The organism is Rhizobium sp. AN6A, assembly GCF_900215635.1.
GTDB classification, from domain to species: Bacteria; Pseudomonadota; Alphaproteobacteria; order Rhizobiales; family Rhizobiaceae; genus Agrobacterium; species Agrobacterium tumefaciens.
In genome coordinates, this window is record NZ_OCNC01000003.1 from 1,379,965 (window position 1) to 1,397,446 (window position 17,482).

General features: G+C 58.9%; 15 protein-coding genes. 14 read left to right on the forward strand and 1 reads right to left on the reverse strand.

Translation table 11 applies throughout. From position 1 onward, the window contains the following. The first annotated feature begins 52 nt into the window (after positions 1-52). Genes CRO62_RS10290 through CRO62_RS10305 form a run of 4 tightly spaced genes read left to right on the forward strand, consistent with a single transcriptional unit; the run spans position 53 to position 3,385 of the window. Positions 53-1,084, forward strand: coding sequence for an ABC transporter substrate-binding protein (locus tag CRO62_RS10290; protein WP_097100086.1), 1,032 nt, complete (start codon positions 53-55; stop codon positions 1,082-1,084). Further along, complete coding sequence (locus CRO62_RS10295) at positions 1,081-2,109, forward strand: FecCD family ABC transporter permease (protein ID WP_179784488.1); 1,029 nt, start codon at positions 1,081-1,083, stop codon at positions 2,107-2,109. The genes CRO62_RS10290 and CRO62_RS10295 overlap by 4 nt, the downstream gene beginning before the upstream one ends. Next, positions 2,106-2,906 (forward strand): ABC transporter ATP-binding protein, encoded by an 801-nt coding sequence (locus CRO62_RS10300; protein ID WP_013761639.1) that lies wholly within the window; start codon positions 2,106-2,108, stop codon positions 2,904-2,906. Before CRO62_RS10295 ends, CRO62_RS10300 begins: the two co-directional genes overlap by 4 nt. Continuing rightward, a complete protein-coding gene (locus tag CRO62_RS10305; protein ID WP_097100087.1) occupies positions 2,903-3,385 on the forward strand; it encodes a pseudoazurin in 483 nt (160 codons plus the stop codon). Before CRO62_RS10300 ends, CRO62_RS10305 begins: the two co-directional genes overlap by 4 nt. A 173-nt stretch (positions 3,386-3,558) precedes the next feature. Here CRO62_RS10305 and CRO62_RS10310 read toward each other — a convergent pair whose 3' ends face one another. Beyond that, positions 3,559-4,383 carry a class I SAM-dependent methyltransferase gene (locus CRO62_RS10310; protein ID WP_097100088.1) on the reverse strand — a complete coding sequence of 275 codons (825 nt, stop codon included), beginning with the start codon at positions 4,381-4,383 and terminating at the stop codon, positions 3,559-3,561. Positions 4,384-4,496: 113 nt separating this feature from the next. Here CRO62_RS10310 and CRO62_RS10315 point away from each other — a divergent pair, with 113 nt between their 5' ends. The 10 genes from CRO62_RS10315 (at position 4,497) to CRO62_RS10360 (ending at position 17,441) form a co-directional block, all read left to right on the forward strand. Next, a complete protein-coding gene (locus CRO62_RS10315) occupies positions 4,497-5,630 on the forward strand; it encodes an ABC transporter substrate-binding protein (protein ID WP_097100089.1) in 1,134 nt (377 codons plus the stop codon). A gap of 95 nt (positions 5,631-5,725) precedes the next feature. Beyond that, the gene (locus CRO62_RS10320) at positions 5,726-6,865 is read left to right on the forward strand and encodes an ABC transporter substrate-binding protein (RefSeq protein WP_097100460.1); all 1,140 of its coding nucleotides are present in this window, start codon (positions 5,726-5,728) and stop codon (positions 6,863-6,865) included. Next, on the forward strand, positions 6,862-7,929 hold the full coding sequence (locus CRO62_RS10325) for a FecCD family ABC transporter permease (protein ID WP_013761635.1): 1,068 nt from the start codon (positions 6,862-6,864) through the stop codon (positions 7,927-7,929). Before CRO62_RS10320 ends, CRO62_RS10325 begins: the two co-directional genes overlap by 4 nt. Beyond that, a complete protein-coding gene (locus tag CRO62_RS10330) occupies positions 7,923-8,675 on the forward strand; it encodes an ABC transporter ATP-binding protein (protein ID WP_097100090.1) in 753 nt (250 codons plus the stop codon). Before CRO62_RS10325 ends, CRO62_RS10330 begins: the two co-directional genes overlap by 7 nt. A 209-nt stretch (positions 8,676-8,884) precedes the next feature. Continuing rightward, positions 8,885-9,385, forward strand: a complete 501-nt coding sequence (locus CRO62_RS10335; RefSeq protein ID WP_097100091.1) for an RNA polymerase sigma factor — start codon at positions 8,885-8,887, stop codon at positions 9,383-9,385. 111 nt (positions 9,386-9,496) lie between these two features. Further along, positions 9,497-10,492: a FecR family protein gene (locus CRO62_RS10340; protein ID WP_097100092.1), complete on the forward strand. Its 996-nt coding sequence runs from the start codon at positions 9,497-9,499 to the stop codon at positions 10,490-10,492. A gap of 148 nt (positions 10,493-10,640) precedes the next feature. Further along, a complete protein-coding gene (locus CRO62_RS10345) occupies positions 10,641-13,418 on the forward strand; it encodes a TonB-dependent receptor (protein WP_097100093.1) in 2,778 nt (925 codons plus the stop codon). A 105-nt stretch (positions 13,419-13,523) separates the two neighbouring features. Further along, positions 13,524-14,279, forward strand: coding sequence for a hypothetical protein (locus CRO62_RS10350; protein WP_097100094.1), 756 nt, complete (start codon positions 13,524-13,526; stop codon positions 14,277-14,279). Between the two features lie 14 nt (positions 14,280-14,293). Beyond that, positions 14,294-16,141 (forward strand): type I secretion system permease/ATPase, encoded by a 1,848-nt coding sequence (locus tag CRO62_RS10355; RefSeq protein WP_097100095.1) that lies wholly within the window; start codon positions 14,294-14,296, stop codon positions 16,139-16,141. Continuing rightward, a complete protein-coding gene (locus CRO62_RS10360; RefSeq protein ID WP_097100096.1) occupies positions 16,128-17,441 on the forward strand; it encodes an HlyD family type I secretion periplasmic adaptor subunit in 1,314 nt (437 codons plus the stop codon). Before CRO62_RS10355 ends, CRO62_RS10360 begins: the two co-directional genes overlap by 14 nt. Positions 17,442-17,482 lie beyond the last annotated feature (41 nt).

The window sequence follows — 17,482 nt, forward strand, 5'->3', positions numbered from 1 at the left end:
GTTTTGACGCGCGGCCTGCGGATCACGCCACTTTATTTAGACTGGAGAACATATGTTTCATTTCAAACGCCTGCCGGTTTCCGCCGGTCTTCTGGCTGTCGCATTAGCGACCTTACCCCCCGGTGCCGCTCAGGCTGCCGAAACCACCTATCCGCTGACGATCAATAGCTGCGGTCACGAAATCACCTTCAAGCAGGCGCCCGCCCGCACAGTATCGGTCGGCCAGAGCACGACCGAGGTTCTCTATCTGCTCGGCGTGGCCGACAAGGTGGTGGGCACGGCGCTGTGGATCGGCCCGGTTCTGAAGGGTTACGAAGACGCCAATGCCAAGGTGGAGCGGCTTGCCGACAATGATCCGAGCTTCGAGGCGGTGGTTGGCAAGAGGCCGGACCTCGTGACGACGCAGTTCCAGTGGCAGATCGGTCCCGAAGGCGTTGTCGGAACACCGGAGCAATTCGCCGAACTCGGTATTCCCGTTTATACCTCGCCTGCCGATTGCATGGGCAAGGACAATTCCGGCGGCGGCGACGGCGTGCGCAAGTCCGTTTTCACCATGGACCTGATTTACCAGGAGGTCCGCGACCTTGCGAAAATTTTCAACGTGCAGGATCGCGGCGAGGAAGTCGTTGCCGACCTGAAAAAGCGTGAGGAAGCCGCCCGCGCCAAGATCGCTTCGGCGAATGGCAAGATTTCAGCAGTCTTCTGGTTCTCCAGCGCCGAGCTGGATATCGATCCTTACGTGGCGGGCCGCAATGGTGCGCCGGGTTACATCATGTCCGCGCTCGGGCTGAAGAACGTTATCGAAAGCGATGAGGAATGGCCGACTGTTGGCTGGGAAACCATCGCCAAGGCCAATCCGTCCGTGATCGTTGCCGGCAAGATGGACCGCCGGCGTTTCCCCGCCGATGACGTCGCCGTCAAGCTCAAGTTCCTCGCTACCGATCCGGTTGCCAGCATCATGCCCGCCGTCAAGGCGGCCCATGTCTTCGAAATGGACGCGCAGGCGATGAACCCGACTATCCGCACGATCGAAGGCATTGAAACGCTGGCTGAGGCGATTTCCACAGCCGGTCTCGCCAAGTGAACGGTTTTTCCGTCAATCTTGGCAGGGCGGGTCTGGCATTTGCCGCACTCGCCCTGCTGCTCGTCGCGCTGATTGGCGGTGCGGCCATCGGCGAGACTGCCATTCCGTTCGACGTGGTGGCAAAGACCATTGCCAATCGTGTTTTTCATGCGGGTTATCCGCTGGAGCCGCTGGATGAGGGCATCGTCTGGAGTTACCGTCTCAGCCGCGCCGTTGTTGCCGCGTGCTGTGGCGCCTCGCTGGCGCTGGCCGGTGCGGTGCTTCAATCACTCCTGCGCAACCCGCTCGCCGATCCCTATATCCTCGGTATTTCAGCAGGCGCCTCAACCGGGGCAGTGGCCGTGGCGCTTCTGGGCTTCGGGGCGGGGTTTCTGACGATGCCGGCGGGCGCCCTGATCGGGGCTTTTGTGGCTTTTTCGCTGGTCAGCCTTCTGGCGGTGCGGGCAGGGCACGGCAACAGCGCCATCATTCTGGCGGGGGTCGCCGGTTCGCAACTGTTCAACGCCATGACGTCGTTCATCGTCACCAAATCCGCGAATGCCGAACAGGCGCGCGGCATCATGTTCTGGCTGCTGGGCAATCTTTCGGGCGTGCGCTGGCCGGATGTCTGGCTGGCTTTGCCGGTCAGTATTGCGGGTCTTGGGGTGTGCCTCTGGTACGCACGCGCGCTTGATGCTTTCGCTTTCGGCGGTCATGCAGCAGCTTCGCTCGGTATTCCGGTGCGCCGGGTCTATGCGGTGCTGATCTCGGTTTCGGCGGTCATGACGGCAGTCATGGTGTCGCTGGTCGGTTCTATCGGTTTCGTCGGTCTCGTCATCCCGCATGCGGCGCGCATCTTCGTTGGCGTTCGCCACGGCATGTTGCTGCCGGTGACGGCGCTGACCGGTGCAATTTTCATGATCATCGCAGATATTCTTTCGCGCACCGTCATTCCGGGGCAGGTGCTGCCGATCGGCGTGATCACTGCGCTGGTCGGCGCGCCTGCCTTCGCCTTCATTCTCGGGCAGAAGCGAGGCCGGTCATGAAATTATCCGCCCACGATCTGCATTTCCATGCCGGCAATCTCGACATCGTGCGCGGTGTTTCGCTGGAGGTCGCCCCGGGCGAGTTTCTGGGTATCATCGGGCCGAACGGTTCGGGTAAAAGCACGCTGCTTTCCATGCTGGCCGGCATTCGCATGCCGCGTCGGGGTCATGTTATGCTTGGTGAGGAACGGCTTGCCACATTCGGGCGGCGCGAACTTGCCCGCAGGCTGGCCTTTGTGGAGCAGCAGGCCGAAACCACCGAGCGCATCAGCGCGCGACAGGCCGTGGAACTGGGGCGCACGCCCTATCTCGGCCCGCTTTCCGCATGGTCGCCAAAGGACGATGCCATCGTTGATGCAGCGCTCGGAAATGTCGATATGGCGGACAAGGCCGAGCGAAACTGGCATCACCTTTCCGGCGGCGAACGCCAGCGCCTGCACATTGCCCGCGCATTGGCGCAGGAACCGCATATTCTGCTGCTGGACGAGCCGACCAACCATCTCGATATCGGCCACCAGATCGGCCTGCTCGATCTGGTGCGCAGGCAGGGACTGACGGTTGTGGCGGCGCTGCACGATCTCAATCACGCCGCGATGTTCTGCGACCGCGTCGCCATCATGCATCGGGGTGAAATGATCGCTGTCGGCCCACCGCGCGAGGTCCTCACATCTTCGACCATCGCCGATGTGTTCGGGGTGCAATCCGTCGTCACCACGGATGAAAGCGGATTTTCACATATTCGTTTTCTGCCGGCCCACGGGGCGGCCGATCACGCAAGGAAAGCAACGGCACGATGATGAAATTGAAAAGACTTGCAAATCTCCGCTTTTGCGCGCGAAAGCTTTGCGTTTCCGCGGGACTTGCCATGGTTGTGGCCACAGGGTTTTCCATTCAAGCCGGAGCCGAGACCTTCGAGGTGAAGATGCTGAACCGGGGCGAAAAGGGCTCCATGGTGTTCGAGCCCGATTTTCTGGAGATCGCTCCCGGCGACCGTGTGCGCTTCGTGCCGACCCACAAGAGCCATAATGCCGCGACGATCGATGGTATGGTTCCCGAAGGGATTGAAGGTTTCAAAAGCCGGATCAACGACGAATTCGAGACCGGTTTCGAAAAGCCAGGCTTTTACGGCATCAAATGCTCGCCGCATTACGGCATGGGCATGGTCATGCTGATCAAGGTGGGGGACGCGGTTTTGCCGCAGAGCTACAGGACGGTAGAGGTCCCAGGCCGGGCGAAGCCGCGCTTTGAGGAGCTATTCGAGCGGGCGGAAAAATGAGGTCCCTGCGTCGCGTTTTCATGCGTCATGCCGGACTAGATCCCGCATCCAGCCAAGGCGCGTCTGCGCCGTGAGAAACTATTATTACGCGATCAAGGACTTGGTCGCACTGGACCCCGGATCACATCCGGGGTGACGGACAGCTGAGCGGCAGCTTGGGGGCTTTGGTCGCCCTATCCCTTGCCGGACGTGTGCGGCTTCACGGCGCATACTGCATAACGGTGCTGCAATCCCCGCAAAATGCCTTTCAGCATACTGAAATTTTTCGCCTGGGCACGATGAATGGCCTGAAGTTCCTGATCAATGGCAACGGGTTCGAAGCCGGTCTCACGCAACAGCGCCGCTACATCACCAGCTCTTGCACCCTGTGAAAAATAGACCCGCGAGAGAATGCTGTTGAAGGTGTTTTCCGGATCCGCCGGCTTGTGCGGCTGGTCCGGCTTCACAAGGCCGATGCTTTCCAGACCCGCCGCCAGCTTCTTGACCAGTCTTTCGCGCCAGCCGGTGTTGACGAAATCGCCATCGACAATGAGCAGGCGTCCACCGGGTTTCAAGACACGGAACCATTCGGCAAAGCTCGCCTTCGGGTCCACCAGCGTCCAGACCAGATGGCGGGTGATGATGACGTCGGCGCTTTCGTCCGGTTCCATCGTGTTCTCGGCGTCGCCAACAAAAAAGCGGATATTGCGCCCACGGGTTTTCGCCTTCGCCCTTGCAAGCTCCAGCATGGTTTCCGACCAATCCATGCCGGTGACCTGAAAACCGAGATCGTCCATCAGGTGCGAGATAACGCCGGTGCCGCTAGCCAGATCCAGCGCCTTGCGGCCTTCTCCCTGGCCCAGATGCTTCAAAACCAGCGCGTGCCAGGCCTTGCGCTCTTCTTCGGAGAAAATCTCATGTCCGGGAGAAAGGTCGAACGTCGCGGCGCGGCCGGACCAATAGGTTTTGATTTCGTCTCTCAGGCTGTCGTTTTTGCCATAGTGGATAGTGTCGATCATCGGTCTTCAGCTCACATACCGGTCAGTTAAGAATGGCTCTAAAACATAAAACTTGACTAGTATAGTCAGAAAATAATACAGCCGCGCCAGTCAACACTGGAGAGCAATATCCGATGCGCATCTCAGCCAAATTCGCGGCACTTGCCCTTGGCCTTCTCGTATCCGCAGCGTGGCCTGCATTGGCCGAAAAGGTCACTGTCAAGGATGTGACCGGCCGCGACGTGGAAGTCAATGTGCCCGTTTCGCACGTGATCCTCGGCGAAGGCCGTCAGATCTATTTCCTGGCGGCGCTCGACAAGGAAAACCCTTTCCAGCACGTTGTCGGCTGGCGCGACGACCTGGCGAAAGCCGACCCGGAAACCTATGCGGCCTATCTCGCCAAGTACCCTGATATTGCCAAGCTGCCGACCTTTGGCGGCATGAAGGATGGCACTTTCGACATCGAGCAGGCCATTTCGCTGAAGCCAGACGTGATCCTGATGAACATCGATGCGAAGACCGCCACGCAGGAAGCCGGTTACATCGAGAAGCTCGAAAAGGTCGGCATCCCGCTCGTTTACGTCGACTTCCGCGAAAAGCCGATGGAAAACACCGAGCCGAGCATGCGTCTGATGGGCCAGCTGACCGGCAAGGAAAAGATCGCCGAAGACTTCATCAAGTTCCGCGCCGACTCCATCGCCAAGGTCACCGATACGCTTGAAAAGGCCAATCCGAAGAAGCCCGTCGTGTTCGTCGAACGCGCCGGCGGTTATTCCGACGATTGCTGCATGTCCTTCGGCAACGAGAATTTCGGCAAGATGGTCGAACTCGCCGGCGGCATCAACATGGCCAAGGACATCATTCCCGGCACGTTCGGCAACGTCAATCCGGAACAGATCATCGCCTCCAATCCGGAGCAGATCATCATCACGGGTGGCAACTGGAACGGTTATGTTCCCGGCGGCAACTGGGTCGGTGTCGGTTATGGCGCGGATATGAAGGAAGCCCACCGCAAGCTTGAAAACCTGACCAAGCGCCCGGCTTTCACCGGGGTACAGGCGGTCAAGAACGGCAATGTCCACGCCATCTGGCACCAGTTCTACAACAACCCGTATCAGTTCGTGGCCATTCAGGAAATCGCCAAGTGGCTCCACCCGGACCTCTTTAAGGATCTCGACCCCGAGGCGACCTTCAAGGAGCTGCATGCCCGCTTCCTGCCGCTCGACTACAAGCCCGGTTACTTTGTGTCGCTGAAGGACACGAAATAAGACAGGCGACGGTGAAGAGGAGCGCCGTCTGATCGATGGATGAAGCCGCAGCCATGCGGCTTCATCATTTTCTTTTGGAACTAAGAGGACTTCTCATGCGGCTTAACGCTCTCAGGCATCTTGCGGTGCTGGCTTTGTCTCTTCTCGCTTTGCCGGCTTATGCCGGAGAAATCACCGATGTCACCGGACGCAAGGTCGAACTGGACCTGCCGGTCAAACGTGTCATCGTCGGTGAGGCGCGCCAGATCCACGTCATCGCCGCGCTCAAGGGCGACCAGACCTTCGACACCATTGTCGGCTGGCGTGATGATCTCCTCAAAAAGGACCCTGACAGCTACGCCGCCTATGTCGAGCGCTTTCCGCAGATCGAAAAACTGCCGCGCTTCGGTTATGTGCCGCAGGGCGATTTCAGTCTGGAAACGGCCATTACCCTTTCGCCTGACGTGATCACCCTCAATCTGGAAGCGGAAAAATCCGCCAAGGAAAGTGGTTTCGAAGAAAAGGCCGCCGCCGCCGGAATCAAGATCGTCTATCTCGATTTTCGCATCGATCCCGAAAAGAACAGCGAAGCCTCGATTGAAATTCTCGGGAAAATGTTTGGCGCGCAAGAGCGGGCAAAGGAATTCATCGCCTATCGCCGTGCAGAAATCGCCCGCGTGACCGACCGGCTCGCCAGCGTCAAGGACCTGAAGCGTCCCGGCGTCTTCATCGAGCGCGCGCCCGGCATTTCCGGTGAGGACAATTGCTGCCGCACCTTCGGCCCGGTCAATTTCGGCGCGATGGTCGATCTCGCTGGCGGCCATAATATTGCCGACGGCATCATCAAGACGACGTTCGGCGATCTCAATCCCGAGCAGCTCGTCGTTGCCGATCCGGATCATGTCATCGTCACCGGCTCAAACTGGGCGGCTGAATCCGACATCAACCAGTTCGTTCCCGTTGGACGCGGAGCCGACATGGCTCTTTCCCGGAAAAGACTGGCAAACCTGATGAAGCGCACGCCATTTCCGGAACTGAAGGCTGTCAAACAAGGCAATGTCCATGCCGTCTGGCACCAGTTCTACGGCGCACCCTACGAGTTCTTTCCGATTCAGCAATTCGCCAAGTGGTTCCATCCCGAGCTATTCGCCGATCTCGATCCCGAGAAGAATTTTGAGGAATTTCACCGGAAATTCCTGCCCGTCACCTACAAGCCGGGCTACTTCGCATCCCTCGAAAAAGGTTCGAATGAATGAGTTCGTTGAATGAAAGCGCCGTTGGCGTGAGTGGGCGCGATCAATATCGCGCCCTTGCCGCACGAAGGATCGTTATTCTCTTCGGGCTTTTCATCGCCCTTTGTTTCAGTATGGCTGCCGACATGGCACTTGGTCCGGCGCGCTACACGATATCAGAAGTTCTGGCGACGATTGCCGATCCGGCTGCTGCTGCAAACCAGCTTCGGGTGGTGATATGGGATATCCGCATGCCGATTGCGCTGATGGCGGTCACCGTCGGCGCGTCGCTTTCGGTGGCGGGCGCACAGATGCAGACCATCCTGTCCAACCCTCTCGCCAGCCCATTCACGCTCGGCATTTCGGCCGCCGCCAGTTTCGGCGCCGCGCTGGCCCTTGTTGGCGGCGTGGCGATCTTTCCCGGTGCCGTCCAGTACATGGTGCCGATCAACGCCTTCATCATGGCGATGATTGCCGCCCTGTTCATCCATTTTGCCTCGACGATGCGCGGCGTAACCGTGGAGACTATCGTCCTTCTCGGTATCGCGCTGGTGTTCACCTTCAATGCCGCATTGTCGCTGCTTGAATATCTGGCCTCCGAACAGGCGCTCGCCGCCGTCGTTTTCTGGACCATGGGCAGCCTGACCAAGGCCACGTGGGAAAAGGTCTATATCACCGGTGGTATTCTTCTCGTTACGGTTCCGATGTTCATGCGCAACGCATGGGCGCTGACGGCGCTTCGGCTGGGTGACGACAAGGCAGCCAGCATGGGCATCAATGTGCGTCGGCTGCGGTTGCAGACCATGCTGACGGTCAGCCTTCTTGCCGCGATTCCGGTTTCTTTCGTTGGTACCATCGGTTTCGTCGGGCTTGTCGGCCCGCACATAGCCCGAATGGTGGTGGGCGAAGATCAGCGGTTCTTCCTGCCGGGCTCGGTGATCTGCGGTGCGCTTCTGCTGTCGGCAACCTCTGTTATCAGCAAGATACTCATTCCCGGTGCAATTCTGCCAATCGGCGTCATTACGGCGCTGGTTGGCGTACCGTTCTTTTTCGCGCTCATTTTCGGCAACAGGAGACGCGCATGGTAGCGCTCGCACTGAAGGATGTCGGCGCTGCCTACGGCCGCACGACTGTTCTCTCCAAGGTCGGCATCGATACGCTGGAAAGCGGCAGTGTCACGGCGGTCATTGGCCCGAACGCTGCCGGCAAGTCCACGCTTTTCAAGCGCATCGCCAGCCTGATCTCCGGTCCCGGGCTTGTCGAGTTGTCAGATACGGCCCGCGGCAACCGGGCCATCTGCTACATGCCGCAGGATACCGGCGCCAACGCCGTGCTGACGGTTTACGAATCCGTGCTTCTGTCCGCCAAGCAGGGCGGCGGCTGGCGTGTTCACGACTATGAGCTGTTCGAGATCGACGCCATTCTCAAGGCGCTGAAAATCCACGATCTCGCCTTCCGGGGGCTCGGCGAATTGTCGGGCGGTCAGCGGCAGCTTGTGTCGCTGGCGCAGGCGCTGGCCCGCAAGCCGGAGGTGCTGTTGATGGACGAGCCGACATCCGCTCTCGATCTCCACCGGCAGGTCGAGGTTCTGGGGTTTGTGACCGACCTTGCCCAGAAGACCGGCATGATCGTGCTGATCGCCCTGCACGACCTCAATCATGCGCTTCGTTATTGCGAGAATACAATGGTGATCGCGCGCGGCGAAATGGTGGTGAGCGGCAGCACCGAGACGGTGATAACCCCGGCCATGCTGCGCGATATCTACCGCATCGATGCGCGCATCGAACCCTGTTCGCAGGGCAGACCGATGGTCATAGTCGACGGCGCTATCTGACGCTATCACAGGACCCGGCCGCGCCTGCCGCCGGGTCTGCGAGTCTCCGGCTGTTGCAGGACCCGCGACCGCACAAATTCTTGATAATAATAGTCATGAAATATCTGTTCGGTCGAGAGTTTGGGTGCTAGAGGTTTAGACGGTAAAACTGCTTTGTCGTTTGGAGGCTTGCAGTTTCGTTTATCCTTGAAATTTCTCTCGGTTGAGACATGGGCATACGGGAAGATGACAAGCGTTATAACGCTTACGTCGCGCACAGGGTTGACCTGATCAAATACGCCACGCTTATTTTAGGGTCGCGGGCGGACGCGGAGGACGTGGTTCAGGAGGCATTCCTGAAATTCGTTCCCGAAGGTTCCGGCAATCCTTCCAACCTCAAATCCTATCTTTTCCGCATCGTCCGCAACCTCGCCCTCGATAATCGCCGCCGCAACCGGCAGGACCTGCGGGAGCGGCCCGACGATACCCCATTCTGGGGCATACCGCAGGGTCACGGCACACCCGAAGAGCATGCCCTGTTCTGCGACGAGGTCCGGCAGATGCAGACTATTTTGGCCTCTCTGCCGGTTCAGGCGCGTGTGGCATTGGAAATGCATAGATTTGGCGGCTACAATATGGAAGAGATCGCCCGTCACCTCGGCGTATCCGTGGCTAGCGCCCACCGTCTGATTAAGAGTAGTATTGCCGCCATTACCAAAGAAATGCAGTAAAATAGCCTTTGTTGTTTCATCCTGTGAAAAAAAGTTCTCCCTCAAACGTCTTTATAGCAACACGGAAGACGAGGCATCTCCTCCGCCCAGTCAAAGGAACTGACCGGCTCAATGACCATTGATCCCGATAAAAAAATAACATTGCCGACCGGGAAGGCGGAAGAGGCTGCCGACTGGCTGATACGCCTGCAGACGGGTTCGGCGGAACCGCGGCTGAAGGCGGAATTCGATCGATGGTTGGCTGCTTCGCCGGCAAATCGTCTGGCCTGGGAGCGGACATGCAAGACTTGGCGGAATCTCGGTCTGGTCGAGCCGGGTTTAAAGAGCTTATGGGAAGACGCGCCGCACCTGCCTGGCGTTGCCGGAAAACAGGCATCGCGACGGCGCTGGTCCATGCGGCATTATGCCGGCATGGCGATGGCAGCAGTGTCTCTCTGTCTTGCGGTGCTGTTCGTTCCCACGCTTTTCGTCCATATCAAGGCCGAATATCAGACCAGCACTGCGGAGAGCCGCTCCATAACCCTTGAGGACGGCAGCAGGGTGCAGCTTGCCGCGGCAAGTGCGCTTACCACCGATTTTGCCAATGGCCGCCGTAATGTGAAGGTGCTGAAGGGCGAAGCTTTTTTTGATGTCGTGCCGGATAGCGACCGTCCCTTTGTCGTGGAGGCGAAAAACCTGACCGTCCAAGTGCTCGGCACGGCTTTCGATGTCGACATGACGGATGGCGTGACGCAAGTCGCGCTTGCGCATGGTTCCGTGGAAGCTTCCTTCCGCAACGCGCCACCAACGCGGCTCGTTCCGGGTGAGATGTTGGTTGTCGACGCTTCCGGTGCAATCCGGAAAGAGACCGTTCCCGTCGAGGATATTGGTGGCTGGCGCAACGGCGAGCTTTACGTTGTGGATGCGACGATCGGTTCTGTCGTCGAGCAAATCCAGCGGTATCATCCCGCATGGCTGACGATGGCGGACAAGACGCTTGCAGAGCAGCGGGTGACCGGCTTCTACAATCTTCGCGATCCGGACCGTGCGCTGGAAGCATTGGTGGAACCCTATAAGGGCAAGGTGCATGCAATTGCCAATACTGCCCGCGTCATCACCCGTTTCTGAAGCGCCATAAAACAAAAAATCGTATTTATTTTCAGTCGTTTATAAAAAATTCTCCGAAACCCTGAAAAAAACCGCCGAGGCAATCGTCTTTTTGTTGAGTAATCCGGTCAAGATATAGCCGGAGCGAAGACAGGAAGACAAAAGCAGTATGCGCCTCCAGATACGTAAGAACGGTTCAGGGAAAAACGCGGCAAAGCCGGCACGTATGACTGTGCTTTTGGCGACAACGGCGGTGGTCGTTTCAATGTCGGTACCGGCTTTTGCGCAGAGCGGACCGAATGCCGCCAATGGTCAGCGCTCCGGTGGCGAGCAGAGTGCAACGCTACCTTTTAATATTCCCGCCCAGCCGCTGTCCTCCGTTGTCGGCGTTTTCGGACGGCAATCCGGTCTGCAGGTTACGCTTGCCACGCCGTCCGCCGGCAATGTGCGCACCAATGCCGTTACCGGCAGTTTTACGGTGCGGGATGCGCTGTCCCGGCTTCTGGCCGGCACGGGCGTGAATTTCCGGTTTGCCGGAAATGGCAGAACTGTCGTCATCGGCTCGGGCCAGGCCGCTGCCGATCTTTCCGGGGCGGAAGGCACCACCGTTCTGGAAGAAATTACAGTGACCGGAAAAACCGGACGCAATTCCATTGCCGGCACCGGTTATCAGGGAACGCCCGACTGGGTTTATGAAACACCCGCCAGTGTCAGCGTCGTCAGTCGCGAGGCGATCCAGTCCGCCGGCGTGCGCAACACGCGCGACGTTTTCAACCGCGTCTCCGGCGTCTACGCCGGTGAGGGCAACGGCAGCTTCCCGACCGTTTCGCCCAATGTACGTGGTTTGCAGGAAAGCGGCCGCGTGGTCGTCTCCATTGATGGTGCGCGGCAGAATGCGCAGCGTGGTTTCAGCACCGGTGGTGCCTCGATTTATTCTGCCAATAACGGCCAGGCCTATGTGGATGTGGCCTTCATCCGCGCCGTCGAGGTGGAAAAAATGACCAACGCCACATCCGGCAATGCCGGTTCGCTGGGCGGAAAGGTAGAGTTCCGCACCGTCAGCGCCGTCGATCTCATCCCTGAGGGTGCAAACAAGGGCGGAGAGGTGAATGTTTCCCGCGGTACCAATGGTTACGATTTTCAGGGTTCGGTTCTGGCTGCTGTCCGAGAGCCGGATGGCCCCCTCTCCTTCGTTGCCGGTTACAGCCGTACGATCATGGATGAATACAAGATCGGCACAAGAGGCGAGGCACGAAGCACCGCATTGACGATGAAGGACCTGCTCGGCCGGGACGGCTGGTCGAGTTTTTTCAAGGGGGAAGGTGACTTCGGGGATGTGCAGACTTCGTTGTCGTGGATGCATCAGCAGAATGATTTCGTTCAGGGTGCTGCCGAACAGATAGACCGGGAGAGCGTGCGTAACGACAGTATCGTTGCCAAGCTGGACTGGGATCCTGAAAGCGAACTCATAGACTTCAAGTCTTCGCTGTGGCTGAACGACAATATGACGCACGAGTTGCGGTCGGCGCGCAAAGGATATGCTGTTGAAACGAACCTTGATATGGGCCTGCGCAGTTTCGGCGGCAGTATCGAAAACACCAGTCGCCTCGATACGAAGGTGGGCGCGCTCAGCCTGAACTACGGCGCGGAAGCTTTCAGGGACATTTCCTCATCGGTTGCCACGAGCTCTGCCATTGCGAACAATCCCGCCTTTGCCAGCAGCTACACCGCTTTCAGCCCGCCCGGGCGGCGTGATGTGGCGAGCCTGTTTTTGAACGGTGAACTTGAGCCTGCGAACTGGATAGTGATAAGCGGCGGCGTACGGTACGACTGGTCGCGTCTGAAGGGCAAGTCGACATATTACGATGAAATTTCGTATTTGCGGACGATCACCGTTGCATGTGATCCGATTGGAAACAATTACACAGCATCTCAATATTATTACGCTGTTTTCCTTCCGCAGAATCCCGGCACCAATATTACCGAGGCGAGGTTTCTTAGCCGGGTCTGGAGCACCGTTTCTTCCACCTGTATGCCGGGAACCGGGCCATCGGCTACGCGATACGATCCCGTCGTCGAGAATCCCGCCTATGAGATGGATATCGACCGTACCTACAGTGCGTGGCTGCCCTCCGCCACGATAGAACTCAAGCCGTTCGACTGGTTCCGCCCCTATGTGAGCTATTCCCAGAGCCTGCGTCCGCCAACAACTCTTGAGGCTTTTTTCGCCGGTGCGCGTCCAGGGGATTCCGTTGGCTACGAGTATGCGCCGAACCAATTTCTGAGAGCCGAAAAAGCCACAACCTATGAAATCGGCGCGAATATGAGTTTCGACGGTGTGCTACTGGACCACGATTCCGTGCGCATCAAAATGGCCGCCTTTCGCCGTGAGGTTAAGGACTATATCGCTCTCGGTTATCTCGTCACGGATCAGGTGGCGAACCGTACCTATACCAGCTTCGTCAATCTCGACGGCACGACCTACATGCGTGGGCTCGAATTCGAGGGCAATTATGATGCGCGGAGCTTCTGGCTCGGCGGTTCGGCGACGCTGCTCAAGACCGACTGGCCGGACAAAACGCAGGTTTTTTCCAACGGCACCACCACGACAAGCGGCGAGATCGTCGCATGGCCAGGCGATGTTGCGCCCAAGGTGAAGCTGACACTCGATGGCGGCATGCGTTTCTTCGAGGAAAAATTCTCTTTGGGCGCACGGCTGAACCACGTCACGCCGACCCAGTCCCGTTCGCTCGATACGGAGGGTAATCTGCGGGAGGTAACCGATCCCTACACGACGGTCGACCTATACGGCTCCTATGCCCTCAACGAAAAGGCGACGCTTCGTTTCGCGGTCAACAACCTGACCGACCGCAAATACATCCCGGCAGCCAGTGCCTATACCGCACCGGGCCGCACTTTTATCGCGACGATGAACGTGAAGTTTTGATGCGCGGAAGAAATTCTCCGGGCTGGGGTTGCAGCCCTTCCCGGAGATGAAACGCCTTCGTCACATGACCAAGGTATCCCTATTGGCCAGCAAAGGAGTACACCTATGGCTACCACAATTCAACTGACGCAGTCTTCCTCCGACCTGATCGGTTACCTCAACGGTTGGACGAGCGGTTTCGGTTCGACCTATGGTGCGTTCTACGACGCTCAGACCAGCTCTCTCGCCACCACCACTATCGATCCGAACACGACCTATGAGGCGTGGGGCGATGGCAGCAACGGTGGCAAGGGCATCGTCATGAGCGGTGCCCTGCAATACTCCCAGGGCAACCTGACGGGTTCGGTCGACAGCATCGTTCTCGGCACCGGCTACAGCCAGTCCACCAGCGGCATCGCCGTCAGCCAGCAGGAACTGCTGATCGATCCTGATAGCTCCTATTCGCTTGCAGGTGCGCGCGATCTGCTTGACCTCGCCGTTTACCAGCTTGCGCGCTTCGGCTCGCTGGCCGGTTTCTATGACTACTTCGCTGCCACTGGCACTGTGATCGAGGATACTGCCTCCTCGAACACGCTGACCGGTTTTGGCGGCGCTGATACTTTTGTCTTCTCGGGCGGTAACGATATCGTAACCGCAGGACCAACCGGCACCTATGGTTATCAGGATGGTACTGATAAGCTTGACGTATCTGGTTGGGGTTCGACCTCGGTCGCTGACCTGTTCTGGTATAACCTCAACGGCAATGCGGTGGTAGAATCGGACTCCAGCGCGTCAGTTTCGATCACACTCGTCGGCGTCGATGCAAGCGTACTAGACGCATCGGACTTCATTTTCGCCAGCGCATCGGCGCTTGCCGCTTAAAGGAAAATCAGGCTGTGGGCTTTCAAAACCACCAGCAGACACCGCCGCAGTCCCTCACTGCGGCGGTTGTTTCGCCCCTTAAAAGCACGTTTTTCGGTGTGGCGCTCGTCAGCGGTGTGGTCAACATCCTGGCGCTGACGTCGCCCCTGTTCATGCTTCAGGTTTACGACCGGGTGCTGGCCAGCGGCAGTCTGCCGACACTGGTCGGGATCGCCATTCTTGCGCTCGGCCTCTACGGCTTCCAATGCCTGCTCGACATCATCCGCGCCCGGGTCCTGATCCGTATCGGCGAGGACTTCGACATGCGCTATTCCGGCAAGGTGCATGATGCGGTGGTGCGCCTGCCGCTCGTCAACCGTATGCCGGGGGACGGCCTGCAGCCGCTGCGTGATCTCGACAATGTGCGCGGTTTTCTGTCCGGCACGGGGCCGACCGCCTTTTTCGATCTGCCTTGGATGCCGCTCTATCTCGGCATATGTTTTCTGTTTCATTTCTGGATCGGCGTGACGGCTCTTGCCGGTGCCGTTCTGCTCATATCCCTCACCATCTTGACCAATATGTTCTCGCAGAAGCCGATCCGCGACACCATGGTCGAAAACATGGCGCGCAACCGGCAGCTGGAAGCCTCGCGCCGCAACGCCGAAGTCGTGCAGGCCATGGGGCTCGGCGGCCGGCTTGGAAAACGCTGGCAAATCTCCAACGAGGCTTATCTCGCCGCCAATCGCAAGGCGGGCGACGTGGCCGGCGGCCTAGGCAATATCGCAAAATCCCTGCGGATCGTGCTGCAATCGGCCATTTTGGCGGTCGGCGCATGGCTGGTCATTCAGCAGGAGGCCTCAGGCGGCGTGATGATCGCCAGTTCGATCATGATGGGCCGGGCTTTGGCGCCGGTCGATCTCGCCATATCCAACTGGAAGTCCTTCGTTGCCGCCCGCCAGAGCGGGGCGCGGCTGAGGGAGCTTTTTGCGCAGATGCCGGTAACGGCGACCGCAATGGCACTGCCGAAGCCTGAGAAAGAATTGAAAGTCGAAAACGCCACCATCATTCCACCGGGAGAGAGAAAACCGACCGTCGTGGGCCTTGGTTTCGTTATGACCGCCGGGAACGCGCTCGGTGTCATCGGCCCGTCCGGCTCGGGAAAATCCACTCTTGCGCGCATTCTCACCGGAGCCTGGATGCCCGCCGCCGGCAAGGTGCGGCTTGATGGTGCGAGCTTCGATCAATGGGATCGCGAAGCCCTCGGCCGCCATATCGGTTATCTGCCGCAGGGCGTGGAGCTTTTCGACGGCACGATCGGCGAAAACATTTCCCGTTTCGAGGACAACCCCGATCCCGACGCAATCATTGCCGCTGCGAGAGCCGCCGGTGCGCACGAACTGATCCTGCGCTTCGAAAAGGGTTATGACAGCGATATCGGCGAGGCCGGTTCCGCGCTTTCGGCAGGACAACGCCAGCGTATAGGTCTCGCGCGTGCGCTTTATGGCGATCCCTTCATCGTCGTGCTGGACGAGCCGAATGCCAATCTCGATGCAGAGGGCGAGGCCGCCGTCGTCAGGGCGATCGCGTCGGTCAAGGCGCGCAACGGTATCGCTATCGTCGTCGCGCATCGGCCCAGCGCGATCGGTGCCGTTGATTTCATTCTGATGATGGAGGAAGGGCGGATGAAAGCCTTCGGTCCGCGCGACGAGGTTCTCTCGAAAGTGCTGCGCACTCCGAATGCTCAAGCAGCGAAAGGTTTCACTGCATCCGCGCACACGGTTTCACCATTGCGTGTCGTCGCTAATACCCAACCTAAGACGGTGGCGCTGGAAGAGAGTGCCGAAGCGAACAGGCAGGAAGGAGATACGGATGTCAAAAATTGACCAGCGCACGCAGGTGTCCCGCTCCATCCGCAAACATCTTCTTGCCGGTCTTGCCGCAAGCGTCGCACTGCTGGCCGGCGTCGGCGGATGGGCAGCGACGACAAATCTTGCTGGCGCGGTCGTCGCGTCCGGTCATCTTGTGGTCGATTCCTATACCAAGAAGGTACAGCACCCCAAAGGTGGCGTCGTCGGTGAAATTCTGGTGAGCGAAGGTGGCAGGGTAAAGGCCGGCGACGTCGTCATGCGTCTCGACGCCACCCAGACCCGCGCTAATCTCGCCATAGTGACCAAGCGGCTGGATGAGCTGACCGCGCGCATGGCAAGGCTGGAGGCCGAGCGGGACGATCTGCCGGAACTCGTTTTTCCACAGGCTCTGGTGGCGCGCAAGGACGATCCCGATGTCGCTTCCGCCATGCGCAGCGAAACCAGGCTGTTCGAATTCCGCAAATCCTATCGCGAGGGGCGCAAAGCACAGCTTGTGGAGCGTATCACCCAGTTCGAACATGAAATCGAAGGGTTGAGGGCACAGGAGGTCGCCTACGACAACGGGCTTGCGGTTTTGCAGGCTGAGATCACCTCGCAGAAATCCTTGCGGGAGCAGGGCATCGTGTCCGTGCAGCGGCTGAACAGTCTGCAGACCCAGGCCGCGACATTTGGCGGTGAGCGCGGCGAAAAAATCGCCTATCAGGCGCAGACGGCGGGCCGGATCACCGAAACGAAACTGCAAATCCTGCAGATCGATCAGGAACTGCGCACCGAAGTGGGCCGGGAACTACGCGAGATACAGGCGCAGACGGGCGAATATGTCGAGCGGAAGGTAGCTGCCGAGGACGAGCTGAAGCGTATCGATATCATCGCGCCGCAATCCGGCATGGTGCATGAAATGGCGGTGCATACAGTGGGCGGCGTGGTGACGCCGGCCGACCCGATCATGCTCATCGTGCCTGATGGGGACGAACTGGCGCTAGAGGTGCAGATCGTGCCGAAGGATATAGACCAGTTGCAGGTAGGGCAAAAAGCGATGCTGCGGATGACCGCGTTCAACCAACGCGTCACGCCGGAACTGGAAGGCCATGTCAGTCGCATCGCCGCCGATATCACCACCGACCAGAGGACCGGCCTCTCCTATTATCTGGCGCGGATTTCCATACCGGTTGCCGAGCGGGAAAAGCTGAACAATGCGCCGCTGATGCCAGGCATGCCTGCCGAGGCCTTCATCCAGACCAGCGAGCGCACCGCGCTGTCCTATATCGCCAAGCCGCTGACGGACCAGATCAACCGCGCCTTCCGGGAGGAATAGGTTTGGGACAGGGAGCGGGCTTTTCTGATCGGCAGTCACGA